The sequence below is a fragment of the Marinicauda sp. Alg238-R41 genome, from assembly GCF_947331485.1.
Classification (GTDB): domain Bacteria; phylum Pseudomonadota; class Alphaproteobacteria; order Caulobacterales; family Maricaulaceae; genus Marinicauda; species Marinicauda pacifica.
This window is the reverse complement of the sequence record NZ_CAMZOJ010000002.1, coordinates 535461-552382: the sequence shown is the minus strand read 5'-3', so window position 1 is coordinate 552382 and position 16922 is coordinate 535461. Positions and strand designations below refer to the sequence as shown.

General features: G+C 66.9%; 14 protein-coding genes. 7 read left to right on the top strand and 7 right to left on the bottom strand.

What is annotated here, in order from left to right:
- Positions 1–77: 77 nt before the first annotated feature.
- Positions 78–1391 (bottom strand): PQQ-dependent sugar dehydrogenase, encoded by a 1314-nt coding sequence (locus PGP17_RS11180; RefSeq protein WP_270375425.1) that lies wholly within the window; start codon positions 1389–1391, stop codon positions 78–80.
- A 277-nt stretch (positions 1392–1668) separates the two neighbouring features.
- Here PGP17_RS11180 and PGP17_RS11175 point away from each other — a divergent pair, with 277 nt between their 5' ends.
- The 5 genes from PGP17_RS11175 to PGP17_RS11155 all read left to right on the top strand — a co-directional run bounded on the left by PGP17_RS11175 (position 1669) and on the right by PGP17_RS11155 (position 7713).
- Positions 1669–3150: an amino acid permease gene (locus PGP17_RS11175; protein WP_270375424.1), complete on the top strand. Its 1482-nt coding sequence runs from the start codon at positions 1669–1671 to the stop codon at positions 3148–3150.
- Positions 3151–3220: 70 nt separating this feature from the next.
- Positions 3221–4723, top strand: coding sequence for a UbiD family decarboxylase (locus PGP17_RS11170; protein ID WP_270375423.1), 1503 nt, complete (start codon positions 3221–3223; stop codon positions 4721–4723).
- 170 nt (positions 4724–4893) lie between these two features.
- Positions 4894–5844: a GGDEF domain-containing response regulator gene (locus PGP17_RS11165; protein WP_270375422.1), complete on the top strand. Its 951-nt coding sequence runs from the start codon at positions 4894–4896 to the stop codon at positions 5842–5844.
- A 106-nt stretch (positions 5845–5950) separates the two neighbouring features.
- Entirely contained in the window at positions 5951–7309 is a 1359-nt protein-coding gene (locus tag PGP17_RS11160) for a dicarboxylate/amino acid:cation symporter (protein WP_270375421.1), read from the top strand.
- A gap of 77 nt (positions 7310–7386) precedes the next feature.
- Positions 7387–7713, top strand: coding sequence for a hypothetical protein (locus PGP17_RS11155; protein ID WP_270375420.1), 327 nt, complete (start codon positions 7387–7389; stop codon positions 7711–7713).
- 7 nt (positions 7714–7720) lie between these two features.
- Here the strand turns inward: PGP17_RS11155 and PGP17_RS11150 are convergent, their stop codons facing one another.
- On the bottom strand, positions 7721–8926 hold the full coding sequence (locus PGP17_RS11150; protein ID WP_270375419.1) for a DUF418 domain-containing protein: 1206 nt from the start codon (positions 8924–8926) through the stop codon (positions 7721–7723).
- Positions 8927–9102: 176 nt separating this feature from the next.
- Between PGP17_RS11150 and PGP17_RS11145 the strand changes: the two genes are divergently transcribed.
- Together PGP17_RS11145 and PGP17_RS11140 are read left to right on the top strand one after the other, a co-directional pair.
- A complete protein-coding gene (locus PGP17_RS11145) occupies positions 9103–9366 on the top strand; it encodes a hypothetical protein (protein ID WP_270375418.1) in 264 nt (87 codons plus the stop codon).
- A 131-nt stretch (positions 9367–9497) separates the two neighbouring features.
- A complete protein-coding gene (locus tag PGP17_RS11140) occupies positions 9498–11534 on the top strand; it encodes a hypothetical protein (protein ID WP_270375417.1) in 2037 nt (678 codons plus the stop codon).
- 509 nt (positions 11535–12043) lie between these two features.
- Here PGP17_RS11140 and PGP17_RS11135 read toward each other — a convergent pair.
- From PGP17_RS11135 to PGP17_RS11115, 5 genes are all read right to left on the bottom strand, one after another.
- On the bottom strand, positions 12044–12691 hold the full coding sequence (locus PGP17_RS11135; RefSeq protein WP_270375416.1) for an ABC-type transport auxiliary lipoprotein family protein: 648 nt from the start codon (positions 12689–12691) through the stop codon (positions 12044–12046).
- Positions 12692–12699: 8 nt separating this feature from the next.
- Positions 12700–13656: an MlaD family protein gene (locus tag PGP17_RS11130; protein ID WP_270375414.1), complete on the bottom strand. Its 957-nt coding sequence runs from the start codon at positions 13654–13656 to the stop codon at positions 12700–12702.
- A 20-nt stretch (positions 13657–13676) separates the two neighbouring features.
- On the bottom strand, positions 13677–14441 hold the full coding sequence (locus tag PGP17_RS11125; protein WP_135945725.1) for an ABC transporter ATP-binding protein: 765 nt from the start codon (positions 14439–14441) through the stop codon (positions 13677–13679).
- Complete coding sequence (locus PGP17_RS11120) at positions 14438–15589, bottom strand: ABC transporter permease (protein WP_135945726.1); 1152 nt, start codon at positions 15587–15589, stop codon at positions 14438–14440. The genes PGP17_RS11125 and PGP17_RS11120 overlap by 4 nt, the downstream gene beginning before the upstream one ends.
- Before the next feature lie 112 nt (positions 15590–15701).
- Positions 15702–16871, bottom strand: a complete 1170-nt coding sequence (locus tag PGP17_RS11115) for an MFS transporter (protein WP_270375402.1) — start codon at positions 16869–16871, stop codon at positions 15702–15704.
- Positions 16872–16922: the final 51 nt, after the last annotated feature.

Genomic DNA, 16922 nt, shown 5'->3' with positions numbered 1-16922 from the left:
ACAACGGCGGGGCGCGCAATGACGTTCCGCGGTGAGCGCGCTGCGCCCGGACGATCCGGACGCAGCGCCAGCTCGCCCTAGTCTGCCGGAACGATCCGTTCGATCGTGCCGTCGGATTCGTTGGACAGGTAGATCGCGCCATCCGGGCCCTGGACGACGTCCCGGATGCGGCCATTGGCGGGGATCCATTCCTCGCCGGTCACCTGCCCGTTTTCCAGCGTCAGGCGCACCACCTTCTGGGTGGCCAGCCCGCCCACGAAGATGTCGCCCTGCCAGTTCGGGAAGGCGTCGCCGGTGTAGAAGATCATGCCGGCCGGAGCGATCACCGGATCCCAGTAATACACCGGCTGCTCCATGCCGTCCTGCTGTGTCATCTCGTGCTGGGGCGTGCCGTCATACTGCATGCCGTACCCGATGACCGGCCAGCCATAGTTGGCGCCGGCCTCGATGCGGTTCAGCTCGTCACCGCCGCGCGGGCCGTGCTCGATCTCCCACAGCGCGCCGTCCGGGCCGAGCGCGGCCGCCTGGATGTTGCGAATGCCGTAGGCATAGACTTCGTCGGCGCCCTCGTCGCTGCCGACAAACGGATTGTCGTCCGGCACCGAACCGTCCGGATTGATGCGCACGACCGTGCCGATGTGATTGGTCGGATCCTGGGCGAGCTGGCGCGGCTCGGCCAGCGAGCGCTCTCCGAGGCCCACATACAGCGTGCCGTCCGGCGCGAACACCAGGCGCGAGCCGAAGTGCTTGCCCGAATCCCAGGACGGCATCTGCTGGAAGATGACTTCAACGTCTTCGAGCGCGGTGCGATCGTCGGACAGGCGCGCGCGGGCGACGGCCGTCCCGTTCTCGCCATTCTCGCGCGGCTCGGCGTAGGAGAAGTAGACCATGGAGGTCTCGGCGAAATCGGGGCCGAGCACGATGTCCAGCAGACCGCCCTGGTCGTCGTTGAAGACCTCGGGAACGCCGCTGATCGGATCGGACAGCGTCCCGTCCGTGGCCAGCGTGTGCATCGTGCCTTCCTTCTCGGTCAGCAGGATCGTGCCGTCAGGCAGGAAGGTGAAGCCCCAGACTTCGCCCAGACCGTCGGCGACCTCTTCGATGGTCCAGTCGTGGGTTTCATCGGGAAGAGGCGCGCGCGTCTGGTTTTCGAAGGCCGGCTCAAATTCGGGGACTTCCTTCTCGCCGAAATCCTCGTATTCCGGCTCGTCCCCGGCCATGGCAGGCTCGGTACCGGACGCAGCCATCTCTGTCCGGCCCATGTCCGGGGCGGAGTCCGCGTCAGTCATCGCGCCGGTTTCGGTCGAGCCGGCAGCCATGCCGGTGTCGTTGTCGGCTGGCTGACAGGCCACGGCAAACAGGGCGGTGGAGGCAAGAAGCATGAGTCGCATGATGAGAGGTCCCGGTGCAGTGAATGAGTAAGTCGTCGCGCTTCCAACACGCAAAGCGTGTTCTGGTTCCCCGCCGGTCCAGATCCCGTCCCGGCACGTCCCGTGAGCGCACCGTCTTGATCTAGGGCGGACTGGCGAGGCGCACAGAAAAATCCCGTTTTCAAATGCTCCGGCCCGATGTAACGATTTGCCGGCGGCGGGCCCACGGATCGACCCGGCGACATTGGTTTCACGTTGAAGCCTCGCCGCCGTGGGAGGGCTCTTTAAGGGTCAATCCTTGACCGACACACCTATCGGCCCCTCCGTCGGGCCCGGCCGTCTCTGGCAACGGCTTTTCGCGCGCAAATCGGTCGCGCTCGTCCAGTCCCAGTTTCATGGCGAAGAGCTTCACCGACACCTCGGCCCCATCAACCTGACCAGTCTCGGCGTCGGCTGCATCATCGGCGCGGGGATTTTCGTCATCACCGGACAGGCCGCCGCGGCCCATGCCGGCCCGGCCATCATCCTGTCCTTCATCATCGCCGGCTTCGTGTGCGCCTTCGCCGGGCTCTGCTATGCCGAACTGGCAAGCGTTCTGCCGGTCTCGGGCTCGGCCTACACCTATGCCTATACGGTGCTGGGCGAGATCGTCGCCTGGGTGATGGGCCTGCTGCTCGTGCTCGAATACGGACTGGCCGCGTCAACCGTGGCGGTGGGCTGGTCAGGCTATCTCGTCAGCTTCCTCGCCGATCTAGGGGTGGTCGTCCCGCCCACGCTCGCAGCGCCGACCGGCAGCCTGGTGACGCTGGCCGACGGTACGACCGTGACCGCCCTGCTGAACCTGCCGGCCCTGCTCGGCGTCGGTCTGGTGACCGGCCTTCTTGTGCTGGGCGTCAGCGAATCGGCGCGCGCGAACAATTTCTTCGTCATCCTGAAAGTCGCCGTCCTGCTCGCCTTCATCGTGATCGGCTTCTTCTATGTCGACAAAGCCAACTGGACGCCCTTCATCCCGCCCCATCAGGGCGGCGACGAATTCGGCATCCAGGGCGTGTTCCGGGCCGCCGCGATCATCTTCTTTGCCTATGTCGGTTTTGAAGCGGTCTCGACCGCCGCAGCCGAGGCGAAGAACCCGCAGCGCGACCTGCCCATCGGCATCATCGGCTCGCTGGGCATCTCCACCGCGCTCTACATGCTGACCGCGCTGGTCCTGACCGGCATCGTGCCCTTCACCCTGCTGGCGGTGCCCGACCCGATGTCCACCGCCGTCGACGCGATCGGGCTGGGCTGGTTCTCCTTCCTCATCAAGGCGGGCGCGATCCTCGGCCTGTCCTCTGTCATGCTGGTGCTGCTCTACGGTCAGACCCGCATCTTCTACACGATGGGCAAGGACGGGCTGCTGCCGCCGCTCTTTTCCCGCCTGCACTCGAAACGCAAGACGCCCTGGATCAACACCGTGATCGTCGGCGGAGCGGTGGCGGCCGCCGCGGCCACCACGCCGATCAAGGTGCTGGGCGACCTGGTCAGCCTGGGCACGCTCGCCGCCTTTGCCATGGTCTGTATCTCGGTGATGTATCTGCGGGTCAGCCACCCGGAACTGCACCGCCCCTTCAAGGTGCCCTTCTATCCCGTCACCCCGATCCTGGGCGTGCTGACCTGCGCCTTCCTGATCTTCCAGATGCCGCTGCACAACTTCATGCTGATCGGCAGCTATCTGGTGGTCGGGCTGGTGGTCTATTTCCTCTACGGCCTGCGCCACAGCCGGATCTCCGGGTCCTTCTGACGCGCATCTGAACGCTTGGCCCCTTCGCCCGTCCGGCCTAGTTTCCCGGCGGGCGAAGGGAGACCCGCTTATGGCCTACAAATCACTTCGGGATTTCATCGAGCAGCTCGAAGCCGACGGCGATCTGGTGCGCATCACCCGCCCGGTCTCCACCCATCTGGAAATGACCGAGATCCAGCGCCGTCTGCTGGCCAAGGGTGGCCCGGCGGTCCTGTTCGAGAACCCGGTCCATGAAGATGGCCGCCCGTCGGAAATGCCCGCCCTCGTCAATCTGTTCGGCACGGTGGAGCGCGTCGCCCGCGCCGTCACGCTGGGCGGCGAGCCGCGTCGCACGGCGGCGCAGTTGCGCGAGGTCGGCGAGCTTCTCGCCTTCCTGCGCCAGCCCGAGCCGCCACGCGGCTTCCGCGATGCGCTCGACATGCTGCCGCTCGCCCGGACTGTGATGAGCATGCGCCCCGCCACGGTGAGGAAGGCCCCCTGCCAGGAGGTCGTGCTCACCGGCAAGGATATCGATCTGGATCGCCTGCCCATCCAGGGCTGCTGGCCGGGCGAGCCCGCCCCGCTCATCACTTGGCCGCTCGTCGTCACCAGGGGGCCGGGTGAGGGCAAGGAAGACGATTTCAATCTCGGCATCTACCGCATGCAGAAGCTGGGCAAGGACCGCACGCTGATGCGCTGGCTGAAACACCGCGGCGGCGCGCAGCATTACCAGCGCTGGAAGGACAAGAAGCCCGAACCCCTGCCCGCCGCCGTGGTCCTGGGCGCCGATCCCGGCACCATCCTGGCCGCCGTGACGCCGGTCCCCGACACGCTCTCCGAATACCAGTTCGCCGGGCTCTTGCGCGGCAAGAAGGCCGAGCTGGTCGACTGCAAGACCGTCCCGCTGAAGGTCCCGGCAGAGGCCGAGATCGTGCTGGAAGGCCATGTCCTTCTCGACGAGGACGGGCCGGAAGGCCCCTATGGCGACCACACCGGCTATTACAACTCGGTCGAGCGCTTCCCGGTCTTCCAGATCAGCGCCATCACCATGCGCCGGAACCCGATCTACCTGACGACCTTCACCGGCCGGCCGCCGGACGAGCCGAGCGTGCTGGGCGAAGCGCTGAACGAGGTCTTCATCCCGCTCATCCAGCAGCAATTTCCCGAGATCGTCGATTTCTGGCTGCCGCCCGAAGGGTGCAGCTACCGCATCGCCGTCATCTCCATGAAGAAGGCCTATGCCGGCCACGCCAAGCGCGTGATGCTGGGCGCGTGGTCGTATCTGCGCCAGTTCATGTACACCAAATGGGTCATCGTCGTGGACGACGACATCGATGCCCGCGACTGGGACGATGTCTGGTGGGCCATCTCCACCCGCATGGATCCGGCGCGCGACTGCACGATGCTGGAAAACACGCCGATCGACTATCTCGACTTCGCTTCGCCGGTCTCCGGCCTCGGCTCGAAGATCGGCCTGGACGCCACCAACAAGTGGGAGGGCGAGACCAACCGCGAATGGGGCGAGAAGCTGGACATGGACGACGCGACGAAGACGGCGGTGGACGCGATGTGGGACGAGCTTGGGCTGGACTAGCGGACAACGCCCGGCCCCGCCGCACGCATTATTTAGTTATAAAAGCCATTTTCGCGCCCGCTTCTCACCCTTCCTTAAGGCCTTCGCGTCATACCCCCTCACACAACACGACGCGGACAAAAAGTCTGCGCATTTCGGCAACGAACACACACACGGGGGAGAGGCGCGCGGTGAACCAGCACGTCTCCATTATGGCGGGTTCGATCGACAGTCCCGGCCTGGCAGGTGCACGCCTGTCGGTGCTGATCTGCGAGACGAGCCGCGTGCAGCGGCGCATCCTGCGCGAAATCCTGGAGGATGGCGGGTTTACCGTCATCGAGGCCGGGGGCTCCCAGGAGGCCTTTAACCTGTTGCGCTATAGCGGCTGCGACATCTTCATCACCGGTATCGAGGTCGGCCAGGTCAACGGGCTGGAATTGTGCTGGCGCCTGAAGGCCGAGGCCGAAACCAGCCATATCCACACCATCGTGATGACCGCGCTGGGCCAGGAAGTCCAGGTGGCCGAAGCGCTCGATGTCGGCGCGGACGACTTCATCCCCAAGCCGTTCAACCCGGTGGAGATGAAGGCGCGTATCCGCGCCGCGGCCCGCATCGTGCGCCTGCAACGCGATCTTCGCGGCCAGGCCGAGACCGACTCCCTCACCGGTGCCGCCAACCGGCGCGCCTTCATGCAATCGCTCGAGCGCGCCGTGTTCGAAGCCGACCGCCAGACCCAGCCGCTCAGCCTGATCATGGCCGATCTCGACCACTTCAAGGCGATCAACGACACGCACGGGCACGCAACCGGCGACCGGGTGCTGGTTCAGTGTGTCTCCGCCATGCGCTCGGCGCTGGCGTCGCAGGAGATGCTGGCCCGCCTCGGGGGCGAGGAATTCGGTGTCATTATGCCGCGCTGCTGCCGCGAAGAGGCCGAACAGCGCGCGGAATGCCTCCGCCGCGCGACCGAAAGCCTTGTCGTGGAGAACGATGCTGGCGACACGGTGCCGGTCTCGGCGAGCCTCGGCGTGACCGTGCTCATGCCGCAGGAATACATGGCCACCCCCGACGAGCTGCTCTCGCGCGCCGACAGCGCGCTCTATCGCGCCAAGGCCTCGGGCCGCAACCGCATCGCCTTCGGCTAGGCACGCGCACCCTGCGCGCATGTGCCCGGCCCGCTTGCCTTGACGCGGCCGGGCACTCGGCGGAACACTCGCGGCTGCAACTTCCTGAAACGGCACCCGCCCCGCCATGACCCCCGACGTCAAGCGTATTCACTACCGCAGCCTGGTTTCGCGTGCGGAAAGCTGGCTCAGATCCCGGCTCTGGGCCCAGGTCCTGGCCGGCCTCGTGGCCGGCGTCGCCGTCGGCATGGCGCTCGGTCCCGATACCGGGCTGATCGACCCCGCTCTGGCCGACACGATCGGGCGCTGGCTTGCCCTGCCCGGTCAGCTTTTCCTCTCCCTCATCAAGATGGTCCTGATGCCGCTGGTGGCGTCCTCGATCATCCTGGGTCTGGCCGCTGGCGCGTCCGATCCGGCCAAGCTTCGGCGGGTGGGCGGACGGTTTGCCGTCTTCGTGGGCGCAACCACCGTCTTCGCGGCGGTCCTCGGCGCGGGGCTGGCCCTCCTCCTGCGCCCCGGCGCGCTGGTCAATCTCAGCCCCGTTCCGGTGCCCCGGCTCAAGCCGGATGCGGTCGCCACCCCGGCTTCACCCGTCGACCGGTTCGGCGAGATCGGGGCCGAAGTGCCCGATCTGCTCGTCTCGCTGGTCCCGGAAAACCCGCTCGCCGCGGCGGTCGGCAATGAAATGCTCGCCATCGTCGTGTTCTCGATCTTCGTCGGCATCGCCTACGTGGCCAGCTCCAGCAAGGACAAGCTCGCGCCCTTGATGGGGATGCTCGAAGCGCTGCTCGAAGTCTCCATGACCGTGGTCAAATGGGCGATGTACCTGACGCCCTACGCCGTCTTCGGCCTCACCGCCCAGCTCCTGGCCCGTCTGGGCGTACAGTCGCTCGCCGCTCTCGGCGCCTATGTGGCGACCGTCCTGATCGGACTGGCCATCCTGCTCGCCCTCTACATCACCCTCGCGGCGGTGTTCGGGAAGATTTCCCCGATGCGCTTCCAGCGCGCGGTGGGCGAAGTGCAACTGCTCGCCTTTTCCACCTCCTCCTCGGCGGCGGTGATGCCGCTGTCGATCGAGACCGCGGTGGAGAAGCTTCGCGTGCCCTCCTCGGTGGCCAGCTTCCTCATCCCGCTGGCCGCCACCGTGAACATGGCCGGCACCGCGCTCTACCAGGCGTGCGCCGTCGTCTTCGTGGCCCAGGTCGCCGGTGTGCCGCTGGCGATTCCCGAGATCGCCTTCATCGTCGTCACGCTCGTGGCGGCCTCGATCGGCGCACCCGGGGCTCCCGGGGTCTCCATCGCGATCCTGTCCAGCCTGATCGTGAGCTTCGGCATTCCCGAATACGGCCTCGTCTTCGTGCTGGGTGTCGATCGCTTCCTGGACATGGCGCGCACTGCCGTGAACGTCACCGGCGACCTGACCGCCGCGCGCATCCTGACCCGCGACGGCGAGGAAGTTGGCGCAGAAGAAGCGCGCCATTCCTGACCCGGGCGTTAAGCGCGCATTTACCGCCTGACCAACTTGCGCGTGCAAGTCCCCAAGCGGCGGGGCATGGTCAGCTCATGAACGCGAGCTTCGCCTCCGGCCTTTCGGCCTACCAGGGTGCCACAGTCCGGTTGAACCGGGCGGCGGACAAGCTCACCAGCGTCATGACGAACGAAACCAGACAGCCGGATACTCCGGCCAATACTCCTCAGAGTGCCACCAACACCCCTGGCGCGTCTGCTGCTTCTGCCCCCACCCCCATCCCAGGCAGCAGGCGCGCCCCTTCTTCCATTCCCGAGGCGATGGTCGACATCATCAAGGCCACGCACGCTGCCAAACTCGCCTCGACCTCGATCCGCGCCGCCGACGACATGATCGGCGAAGTGCTCGACCTTACCGCCTGACACAAGGTCAGCGCAGGAAGGGCTGGGCCTCGCGATAGCTCAGGGACCGCCAGGCCCATTCGGCCGGCCCGAAGCGGAAGACTTTCAGCCAGACGGTCGAGATCGCGAGCTGGGCCACCCAGACCGCCAGCACGATGGCGGCCTGTCCGCTACGTTCCACCGTCCCGAACCATCCAAGCCCCGGCGGTCCGACGAAGAGGAAGGTCATCACCAGCGTCTGTGTCAGATAGTTGGTGAAGGCCATCCGCCCGGCGCTGGCGAACGGCAGGCGCACCCAGCGCAGAACGGCCGGCTTGGCCAGCAGCATGACGATCGAGGCATAGCCGAACGCGGTCGCCAGGCTCGCGCCATAATTGACCGCCGTCGCCACCCACTGGAATTCGGGCGCGAAGCCGGACGCCAGGTTCGCGTTGGCGGTGACCCATTCCGCCGAGACGCCCGCCCCCACTGCGATGACGCCAATCGCCGCATAGACGCTGGCGCGCCATTGCGCGGTGAGGAAGCCGGTCTTGTACAGCGCCATCCCGATCCACATCACGCCCAGCAGGCGCCCGGCGAAGAGCGTGATCTGGCCGATCAGTGCAAAGCCCTCGCCGGCCGCGTTATAGGCCCGGCTCTGCAGGAATCCCGACTGGTAGGCGCCGACCCAGCGCTCCAGCCACTCCTGAGTGGGATGCGCGGCCAGCTTGGCGGGCTCTCCCGCGCCGGGCATCGAGCCTTCCGCCCAGACTGCGCCCACCATCAGCAGCCCGCTGAACGCGATCGCGACGAGACCCCAGACCACCAGCCTGGCCGGGCTCCACCGGCGCGCCAGCACGACCACGAATCCAGCCAGCGCGTAGGGCACCAGGATATCGCCGAACCAGAACACGAAGCCGTGCACCAGGCCGATCGCCAGCAGCCAGAGCATCCTGCGGCGGTGAAGCGCGGTGGGCGCCTGCGCGTCCTCGCCGACCATCAGCACGATCCCCGCTCCGAACAGGGCGGAGAATAATGTGATGAATTTCAGTTCGAAGAAGACCTGCGTGATCCACCAGACGCGGCCATTCGCGCCGCTCATGTCCATGTGGGCGGGCGGATACTCCAGCGCGCCCCAATACATGGCGAACACCTGGATATTCACCATCAGGATGCCCAGCACGGCGATGCCGCGCAGCATGTCGATGCTCTCGAACCGGTCGCTGGCGCGAACCGGCATAAGGGTCGTGCTCATGAATTATCCCCCTGCCCTGGCGCTCACAGCTTACCGCCGGGCGAGGCGCGGGCTCAAGGCGAACCGGAGCGCCCGGCGTTCAACCTTACTAATATTTTATATTCCATATGCCGCATTGGCCTTGTGCAGCACGCGCGGCGGGCGCATAAGCGGGACACTTGACGGGAGCCGGAAGCGTGCTGGGTTTACTGATCAACATCTTGCACCTTGTTCTGGCCAGCGCCTTGTCGCTGATCAGCATCGATTACGAGCGTGACGCAGGCTGCGATCCGGTGCGGTTCGAAACCGTCGCCTATTACCCGGTGACCGAGACACGCGTGACCGGCACGGTCAGCTTCGTGACCCCGCCCGCTCCGCCTGCACCCGGACAGGTGCGCGCCGCAACGGGCTGCGGCGGCGCCGACGCGATCTCGCGTCCTCAGCTCGGCTTCCCGATCTAAACGCTTCAAAATCCGGTAAAAAGCGCGTAGAGATGACTCCCCCTGCGAAAGCGGGAAGTCAGGGGCTTACCGGTCTGTCATAATGTTCGGGGCCGGACAAAAGACCTTTCGGCGCGAACGGGCAGGACGCGATGAGCGCAGACGATCTCTCCAGAACCGACGAGAAGACCGTGTCTCGCGAAGACGAGGCAGACGCGACACGCACGCCTGCGCGTTACGCGGAGTCACGCGGCGCGCTTGAGACGTCTCGCGAGTCGCGCGCTTTGACAGCCGCCGAGATGCCGCCCCGGCGTTCGGGCGTTTCCGCCCTGTTTACCGGCTTCACCCTCTCGCTTCTCTGGCTCGGCGGGTCGGCCGCCTATCTTGCCGGCTACATGGTCGACGGCCTGCTGGACCTGTCCCCGGCCCAGCTCACCGGCCTGGCCATGTTTGCCGCCGCGCCGGCGGCCCTGTTTGCCCTGGCCGGTCTTCTCGGCCGCGAAGTGATCCGGGCCTCCAGCCGCGCTGAACGCGTGGAAGCCAGCCTGAGCCGGCTCGCCATGCCCGCCGACAGCACCGAGACCGAGGTGCGCAGCCTGGCCGATGCGATCACCGGCGAGATCGACCGCGTCAACGTCTCCATGGAAAGCGCCCTGGCCCGCCTCGCCGCAATGGAAGAAGTCATTTCCCATCACGCCGACACGCTGGAAAACACATCCGGCGATGCGCGCACCCGGGTCGAGGAGCTGGTCAAGCATTTGCGCAAGGAGCGCGAGCGCCTGTCTGAAGTCTCCGACGGGCTGGACGACAAGGCGGCCCTGATTGCCGCCGCCATCCAGGACCATTCCAAGATGGTGGCCGCCGCGGCCGAGCTCGCCGAATCGCGCGCCAATGAGGGCGAGCGCCGGATCCGCGAAGGCGCCGAGCGCCTGTCCGCTGCCGGCGAGAAGGCCGAAGAGGCCGGCGAGCGCGTGGCGCTGACGCTGGATGCGCGTTCGGGCGAGCTGCGCGACTTTGCCGACACGCTCAAGACGCGGACCGAAGGTCTGGAAGCCGCCTATGTAAAACATCGCGATCGCCTGAAGACTGCCGGCGAGACGCTGCGCGACGAGCAGGAGAAGATCGCCGCCGCGCTCGACTTCCACAAGGCCGAGCTGGAAACCATGTCGAAGGCCGCGCGCAGCGGGGCCGATACGCTCAAGTCCAGTGCCGAGGACTCCGGGAAGATCTTCCTCGAGGCGGTCGACACCGCCATCTCCCGCGCCCGCGAGCTTGGCCGCACCGTGAACGACGAGGCGCGCGATGCCGCCGAGGCCCACGAGGACGCGCTCGAGCGCCTGAAGGAAGCCGCTCAGGCGGCGCGCCAGGCTGCCGACGAGAGCGCGCGCAACTTCCACGCCCAGGCCGACGCGGCGCAGGCCTCGCTCGAACGCGTCAGCGAGTCCGGGTTCGAGGCGGCGCGCCGGGCCGACGAAGCCTTCCAGGCGCGCATGCGCGAAGCGGAAAAGCTGACGATGCGCGCCGGCGAGGCCGCGGACACCGCCTCGGAAAAGGTACGCGAACAACTCAAATCCACGCTGGAAGCGGCGACCGAGGAAAGCCGGCGGATCGAATCCCTGCTCCACCGCATGCGGTCCGGGCTGGAGGAGGCGCCGGCTTCGGCCCGCTCTGCGGCCGCCGAGATCGAGCGCGTGCTTGAGGAGGGCCTGACCGGTCTTCGCCGCACGGCCGAAGAAGCCACCGAGAATGCCCGTGAGGTCGACTCCCTCTTCCAGGCCCGCATCCGGCAGAATTACGAATTGCTCTCCGACTTCATGCTGCGCATGGGTTCTGTCGCAGGCGGCCGCAAGCCCATCGATATCGGCGTGAACGAAGTTCCCGATCCGCTGACCGCCGGCGGACGCCGCAAGCGGAGCGAGCCGCTCGAAACGCGCGCCGAGGACCGGGTGCAAGAAGAACGCGAGGAGACCGGCCCTGCCCCGTCCAGCGTCGACACGCGCCGCGAGGAGACCGAGGCCGAAGCGGCCGGGGAAGACAACTGGACACCGTCCGAAGCGCGCAAGAGCGAGGGCAGCTGGCGCTGGAAAGACCTGCTCGCCAACATGAACAGCGAAGACGACGCCGGCGACGCGCCCGACGAGAGTTCCGACCGCGACAGCTCCAGCTCACGCCGCCACCGCCGCCGCTAGGCGGGCCCTTTCGTCTTCCGGCTGAGGACGGCATAGACCCCACACGGAGATACCCAGCGCCGCAGGCCGATCCGGGCCTCAGGCAGCCAGCTTGCCTATCTCTCCTTCCTGACGAAAGTCAGGACCCAGAAGAGGACGGGGCGCCCTCGTCAGATGACGGTATTCCAAGCTCTCTGGGTCCCGGATCAAGTCCGGGATGACGAGTTATATGTTTGAAATTAAACCAACCCCTCGTCATTCCGGGCGAGCAAAGCGAGACCCGGAACCCAGAGCGGACATGGCGCCCCTCTAAGGCCGCCATCCCACACTGAAAAACCAAAGACTGTCATCCCGGGCGAGTGAAACGAAGACCCGGGACCTCGTGAGGGGTGCAGGCTCGCGCCCGTCACGCGCACGAGGCCCCGGATCGGCCTTCGACCGTCCGGGGTGACACGTTTGGGTTTTTCTCTGCCGGTCCAACCTCCACGCCTCTTTCCCAGCGAGACCCGGAACCCGGAGAGGACAGCCCGCTACCCTTGCGGCCCAGCTTCGTCTTCGAGCCGGGAGAGGTGAGCGCGCGTCCATTGCGCCAGCTCCGCAGCCGCAGCGCCGGCCGCCTGAGAGAAGGCCTCGACGATTTCGGTCTGCCGGTTGGCGCCTGCGCGCGCCGAGCCCGACACCGTGGTCACGCCCACCATGGAGTGCGTCTCGCTGTCGACCAGGCGCGCGCGCAGCGTGACCCGCGCCTGGGGCGCGCGGCCCTGGCCCTCGTCGTAGACGGCCTCGAAATGGCGCATGTCGACGCGCAAGGTGAAGCGCGAGGAGACGCCATCGCCCGGGCGTGTTGCCAAATAGCCCGGCAATTCGCGATCAACCGTATCCAGAAGCAATTCCTGCAGCAGGTCGGGTGCCGGTGAAATCCAGTTGGCCCCGGAGATATAGGCCAGCTCGCCATCGCTGCCGACAGTCGCGATCCGGTTACCGGCCAGCGCCCGCGGCGCGCCCGGACGTTCGATCAGGATCACCTCGCCCACCTCGGCGGTTTCGGCAGACGGGGTCGCCTCATGACCCAGACGATAGATGTTGGCCGGCTGGCTGTCGGGAAGAAGCTGGATGCACCCCGATACAAGCAGCAGTGACAAACCCGCCCCGGCGGCCCGCCCCAAACGCGTCAGCATGTTCGATGTCATTGCGGTACCTCGATTTCACGGCCGCGTGGCTCGCTCAGGAAGCCGGCCGGATCCTCTTCCAGCTGGACGGCGATACGTTCAAGCGCCGAGATCAGGACGCGAAGATCGCGCGCAGCGGTGGTCAGCGACTCCAGCCCCTCGTCGGCGAAGGATTCAAGCCCCGGCCGGATGTCTTCGAGCATCTCGAACGTCTCGACGGAGGCCTGGTTCACGGCGATGGAGGCCGCCGTGGTCTCCTCCACCATCGGACCGAGCTGCTCCACCACGAAGGAATCCGCCGTCGTGCCAAATTGCTGCAAGGCCTCGGCGGCGGAGGAGATATCCATGGCCGCCTGGTTGAAATTGTCGATGGCCAGGCTCAGACGCTCGATCATGGCGTCGTTTTCGGCCCAGGCCCGGCTGACGTCTTCGACATGGTCGAGCGTCAGGGTGAAATTCTCGATATTCTCGTCGCTCAGCAGGCGGTTGAAGCGCGTCAGCGTGATCTGCGCGTTCTCGATCACCGTCTCGCCGCCCTCGACCAGACCCTCCAGCTGGGCCTGCCGCGCGAAGATGCGTGCGGGCCGGTCGCCCGACCGGCTTTGCAGCGCCTCCGCCCCCGGCGACCCGCCCGAGAGCTGGATGTAGGACAGGCCCGTCAGGCCCTGGGGTTCCAGCTGGGCAAAGGAATCCACCTTCACCGGGGTTGCGGCATCCACCCGGATGCGCGCGATCACCTCGTTGGGATTGTCCGGGTTCAGTCCCAGATCGATGACCTCGCCGACCTGGATGCCGTTAAAGCGCACCTCGCTGGATTCGCGCAGGCCGCGCACCGGGCCGTCGAAGACGACATCGTATTCCTCGAACTCGCGGTCGAACTGGATTTGCGAGATCCACAGCGTGAACAGGGCGGCGGCCGCAGCCAGGAAGACCACGAAGAAACCGACGAGCGCGTGATGGGCTTTCGTTTCCATGGAGACAGGCTCCCTCTTTCCTAGCCGCTGCGGGCCGCGCGTCCGCGCGGACCGGCGAAATAGTCTTGCACCCAGGGATGGTCGAACTCCACCAGCTCCTCGATCGGCGCGGTGACGATAACCTTCTTCTCGGCAATGACGGAAATGCGGTCGCAGATCGCATAAAGCGAATCCACGTCGTGCGTGATCATGATGACGGTCAGGCCCAGCGTCTCGCGAAGCTCGTTGATCATCTCGTCGAACTTCGAGGCGCCGACCGGGTCTAGACCTGCTGTCGGCTCGTCGAGAAACAGGACGTCCGGATCGAGCGCCAGGGCCCGGGCAATGCCGACCCGCTTCTTCATTCCGCCGGACAGTTCGGACGGCATCTTGGTCGCAGCCTCCGGGCCGAGGCCGGACATGCCGAGCTTGAGATCGGCAATCTCGGCCATCAGCGAGACCGGCATGTCGATATGCTCGCGCAGGGGTGCCATGATGTTCTCGCGCACGCTGAGCGAGGAGAACAGGGCCGAGCCCTGGAACAGGACGCCCCAGCGCCGCTCCAGCACCGCGCGGTCGCGGGCGCTCATCTCGCTCATCGCCTGGCCGTCGAAATAGATCTCGCCGGCGTCGGGCTTGCGAAGGCCCAGAATGGTGTTCACGAGCACCGACTTGCCCGAACCGGATCCGCCGACAATGCCATGCACCTCGCCGCGCCGCACCGTCATGTCGAGATCCTCGTGGACGACATGGGTGCCGAACTGGCTGCGCAGCCCCTTCACCTCGATGATCGGCTCCGCGCTCATATCCCGAGCTCCAGGTAGAGCATGGCAAACAACGCATCCACGACAATAACCGCGAAGATGGCATGGACCACCGAGGCGGTCGTGCGTTCGCCCAGGCTTTCCACGTCGCCGCCGACCTTCATGCCCTGGTGGCAGCCGATCACCGCGATGATCATGCCGAAGACGGGCGCCTTGGAAATGCCGACGAAGAAATGCTCCCAGCTGATCGAGGACTGGAGCCGGTCGATGAAGAAGTTGGGCGAGATGTCCAGCACGCCCCAGCTGACCACCATCCCGCCGAACAGGCCCGACAGCATGGCAGCGAATGTGAGCAGCGGCGCCATCAGCACGCAGGCGATGACACGCGGCAGGACCAGCACCTCGAACGGGTCGAGGCCGAGCACGCGCATCGCGTCGATCTCCTGCTGCATCTTCATCGAGCCGATCGACGCGGTGAAGGCGGAATCCGACCGTCCCGCCAGCATGATCGCCGTGATGAGCACGCCGAACTCGCGCAGCACCGCCACGCCGACCAGTTCCACGGTGAAGACCGAGACCCCGAAGGTCTGCAACAGGTCCGCGCCCATATAGGCGACGACCGCGCCGATGAAGAAGGCGAGCACCGCCACGATGGGCAGCGCGTTCACGCCGGCGGTTTCCATGACCGAGACGGTCGCCGTCCATCTGAGCCGCCAGGGCTGGACAAGCGTGCGTCCCGCCGTCGCGACCGTGCGGCCGAAGAAGTCGAACGTGTCCACCGCGTCCAGCACGAAGCTTTCCAGCGCCTGTCCGATGCTGGCGAACACGGCTACCGGGCCGCGCCGCGCCTCGTGCGTGGACGGGCAGTCCTGGAATGCCTCACGCGTTTCCTCGATCAGACGCCGCGCCGTGCGGTGTTCGCCGCGCACCCGGCTCTCCTCGAGCTCGCGCCCGGGGCCCAGGGTGCGTCCCAGCAGATAGGCGCCGGCCGTGTCGAGCCGGTCCAGCGCGCTGACATCGATCACGATGGAGGCCGCGTCCTCGTCGCGGGCGAGCTTGCGCAAGGGCCGGTCGAAGCGACCGATCTGTTCCACCGTCCAGTCGCCGCGCGGGCGAACCACGCACAGGCCGTCCTCTGCCTCGATGGACAGTCCGGCCAGTTCCTCCTGCTCCTGCGCGTGACGGGCCATCCGCCCTCCTCGGCTTCGATCTGCAACTTATGGGATGGTTCGCCCGGCCGCCCAAGTAGAAGAAGCGCCCGGCACGGCAGAAGCCCCGTCTTTGACACGAAAATGCAACGCTTCAGAACCGGTTTCGGCGCTGCAGACACACCGCCGCCACCAGCCCCGCCCCGGCCGGCACAAGCATCAGGGCAAAGCCGCCCGTGCCCATGGACGCATACGCATAGCCCGACGCCAGCGTCGCCAGCGCCAGAACAATCCCGCCCGACAGCGCGGAATTGACCACCTGCACCGTGGCGGCCAGACGCTCGGGCATGGCCTGGCTGGCAAAGCGCAGAAAGCCCAGATAGGTCGCCGCAAAGCTCCCCGCATGCAGGATCTGCAGCGCGAACAGCGCCATCAGCGGCGGCGCCATCGCCAGCGCGCTCCAGCGGATCAGCGAGCACACCCCGCCCAGCACCAGCAGCCCGGCGGGCGTCCAGTTGCGCATCGCGCGCCCGACCAGCATCAGGAAGACGATCTCGGCCGCCACCCCGGTTGACCACAGCGCGCCCACCGCCTCGCCCGGAATGCCCTGCGCGCGCCAGGCCACGGCGGAGAAGGCGTAGTAGAAACCGTGCGCGCCCTGCAGGAAGGCCGACGCGGCAAAGGCCAGCGGCAGACCGGCCCCGGCCAGCAGTTTCAGGTCCGCCGCCCTCATGGCCGGCCGTGTCTGGCTTGCCGTCCGGCGCCGTCCCGGCGGCAGCAGCATCGCGGCGGCCAGCGTCAGCGCCGCCCCGCCGAGGATCCAGGCGAGCGCCGCCTCCCCGCCTGCGCGCGACACCCAGTAGCCCGCGCCGAGATTGCCGAGCACGAAGGTGAAGGAGCCGATCGCGCGCGCCGGGCCGAATTCGAAGCGCTTGGCGCGCGCCTGCGACATGGCGAACGCGTCCACCAGCGGGATGATGCCCGTCATCGACGCGCCCGCCAGCAGCGCCAGCACCAGGATCGCGCGTGGGTCGATCGCCGGGATGTGCAGCGCGAACGCCAGAAGGTTGATGGCCGCAAACCCGATCAGCGCGTCGCGCCGGCGCGACGCGCGGTCGGCCCACACCGCGCCCAGCGGGGCGGCGATCAGCCGGCCGATCATGCCGGCTGCGGCGGCCAGCCCGATCTGTTCGGGCGCCAGTCCGCGCCCTTCGAACCAGACCGGCATGTAGGGCAGATAGGCGCCGAAGGCGAGATAGAACGCGCCGTAGAACAGGGCGAAGCGGCCCTGCCGCGCCGTCATGGAGAAGTGTGGAACTCGCATGCTCGCGCGCTTACAAGCTTCCCGCCGCAACGCCAAGCATCTTCAGGGTGA

Bases quoted from the DNA above. Each gene is read 5' to 3' on its own strand.
- PGP17_RS11180 (WP_270375425.1), bottom strand. From the start codon at position 1,391: ATGCGACTCATGCTTCTTGCCTCCACCGCCCTGTTTGCCGTGGCCTGT.
- PGP17_RS11170 (WP_270375423.1), top strand. From the start codon at position 3,221: ATGGCCTACAAATCACTTCGGGATTTCATCGAGCAGCTCGAAGCCGAC.
- PGP17_RS11160 (WP_270375421.1), top strand. From the start codon at position 5,951: ATGACCCCCGACGTCAAGCGTATTCACTACCGCAGCCTGGTTTCGCGT.
- PGP17_RS11155 (WP_270375420.1), top strand. From the start codon at position 7,387: ATGAACGCGAGCTTCGCCTCCGGCCTTTCGGCCTACCAGGGTGCCACA.
- PGP17_RS11150 (WP_270375419.1), bottom strand. From the start codon at position 8,926: ATGAGCACGACCCTTATGCCGGTTCGCGCCAGCGACCGGTTCGAGAGC.
- PGP17_RS11140 (WP_270375417.1), top strand. From the start codon at position 9,498: ATGAGCGCAGACGATCTCTCCAGAACCGACGAGAAGACCGTGTCTCGC.
- PGP17_RS11135 (WP_270375416.1), bottom strand. From the start codon at position 12,691: ATGCTGACGCGTTTGGGGCGGGCCGCCGGGGCGGGTTTGTCACTGCTG.
- PGP17_RS11130 (WP_270375414.1), bottom strand. From the start codon at position 13,656: ATGGAAACGAAAGCCCATCACGCGCTCGTCGGTTTCTTCGTGGTCTTC.
- PGP17_RS11125 (WP_135945725.1), bottom strand. From the start codon at position 14,441: ATGAGCGCGGAGCCGATCATCGAGGTGAAGGGGCTGCGCAGCCAGTTC.
- PGP17_RS11120 (WP_135945726.1), bottom strand. From the start codon at position 15,589: ATGGCCCGTCACGCGCAGGAGCAGGAGGAACTGGCCGGACTGTCCATC.
- PGP17_RS11115 (WP_270375402.1), bottom strand. From the start codon at position 16,871: ATGCGAGTTCCACACTTCTCCATGACGGCGCGGCAGGGCCGCTTCGCC.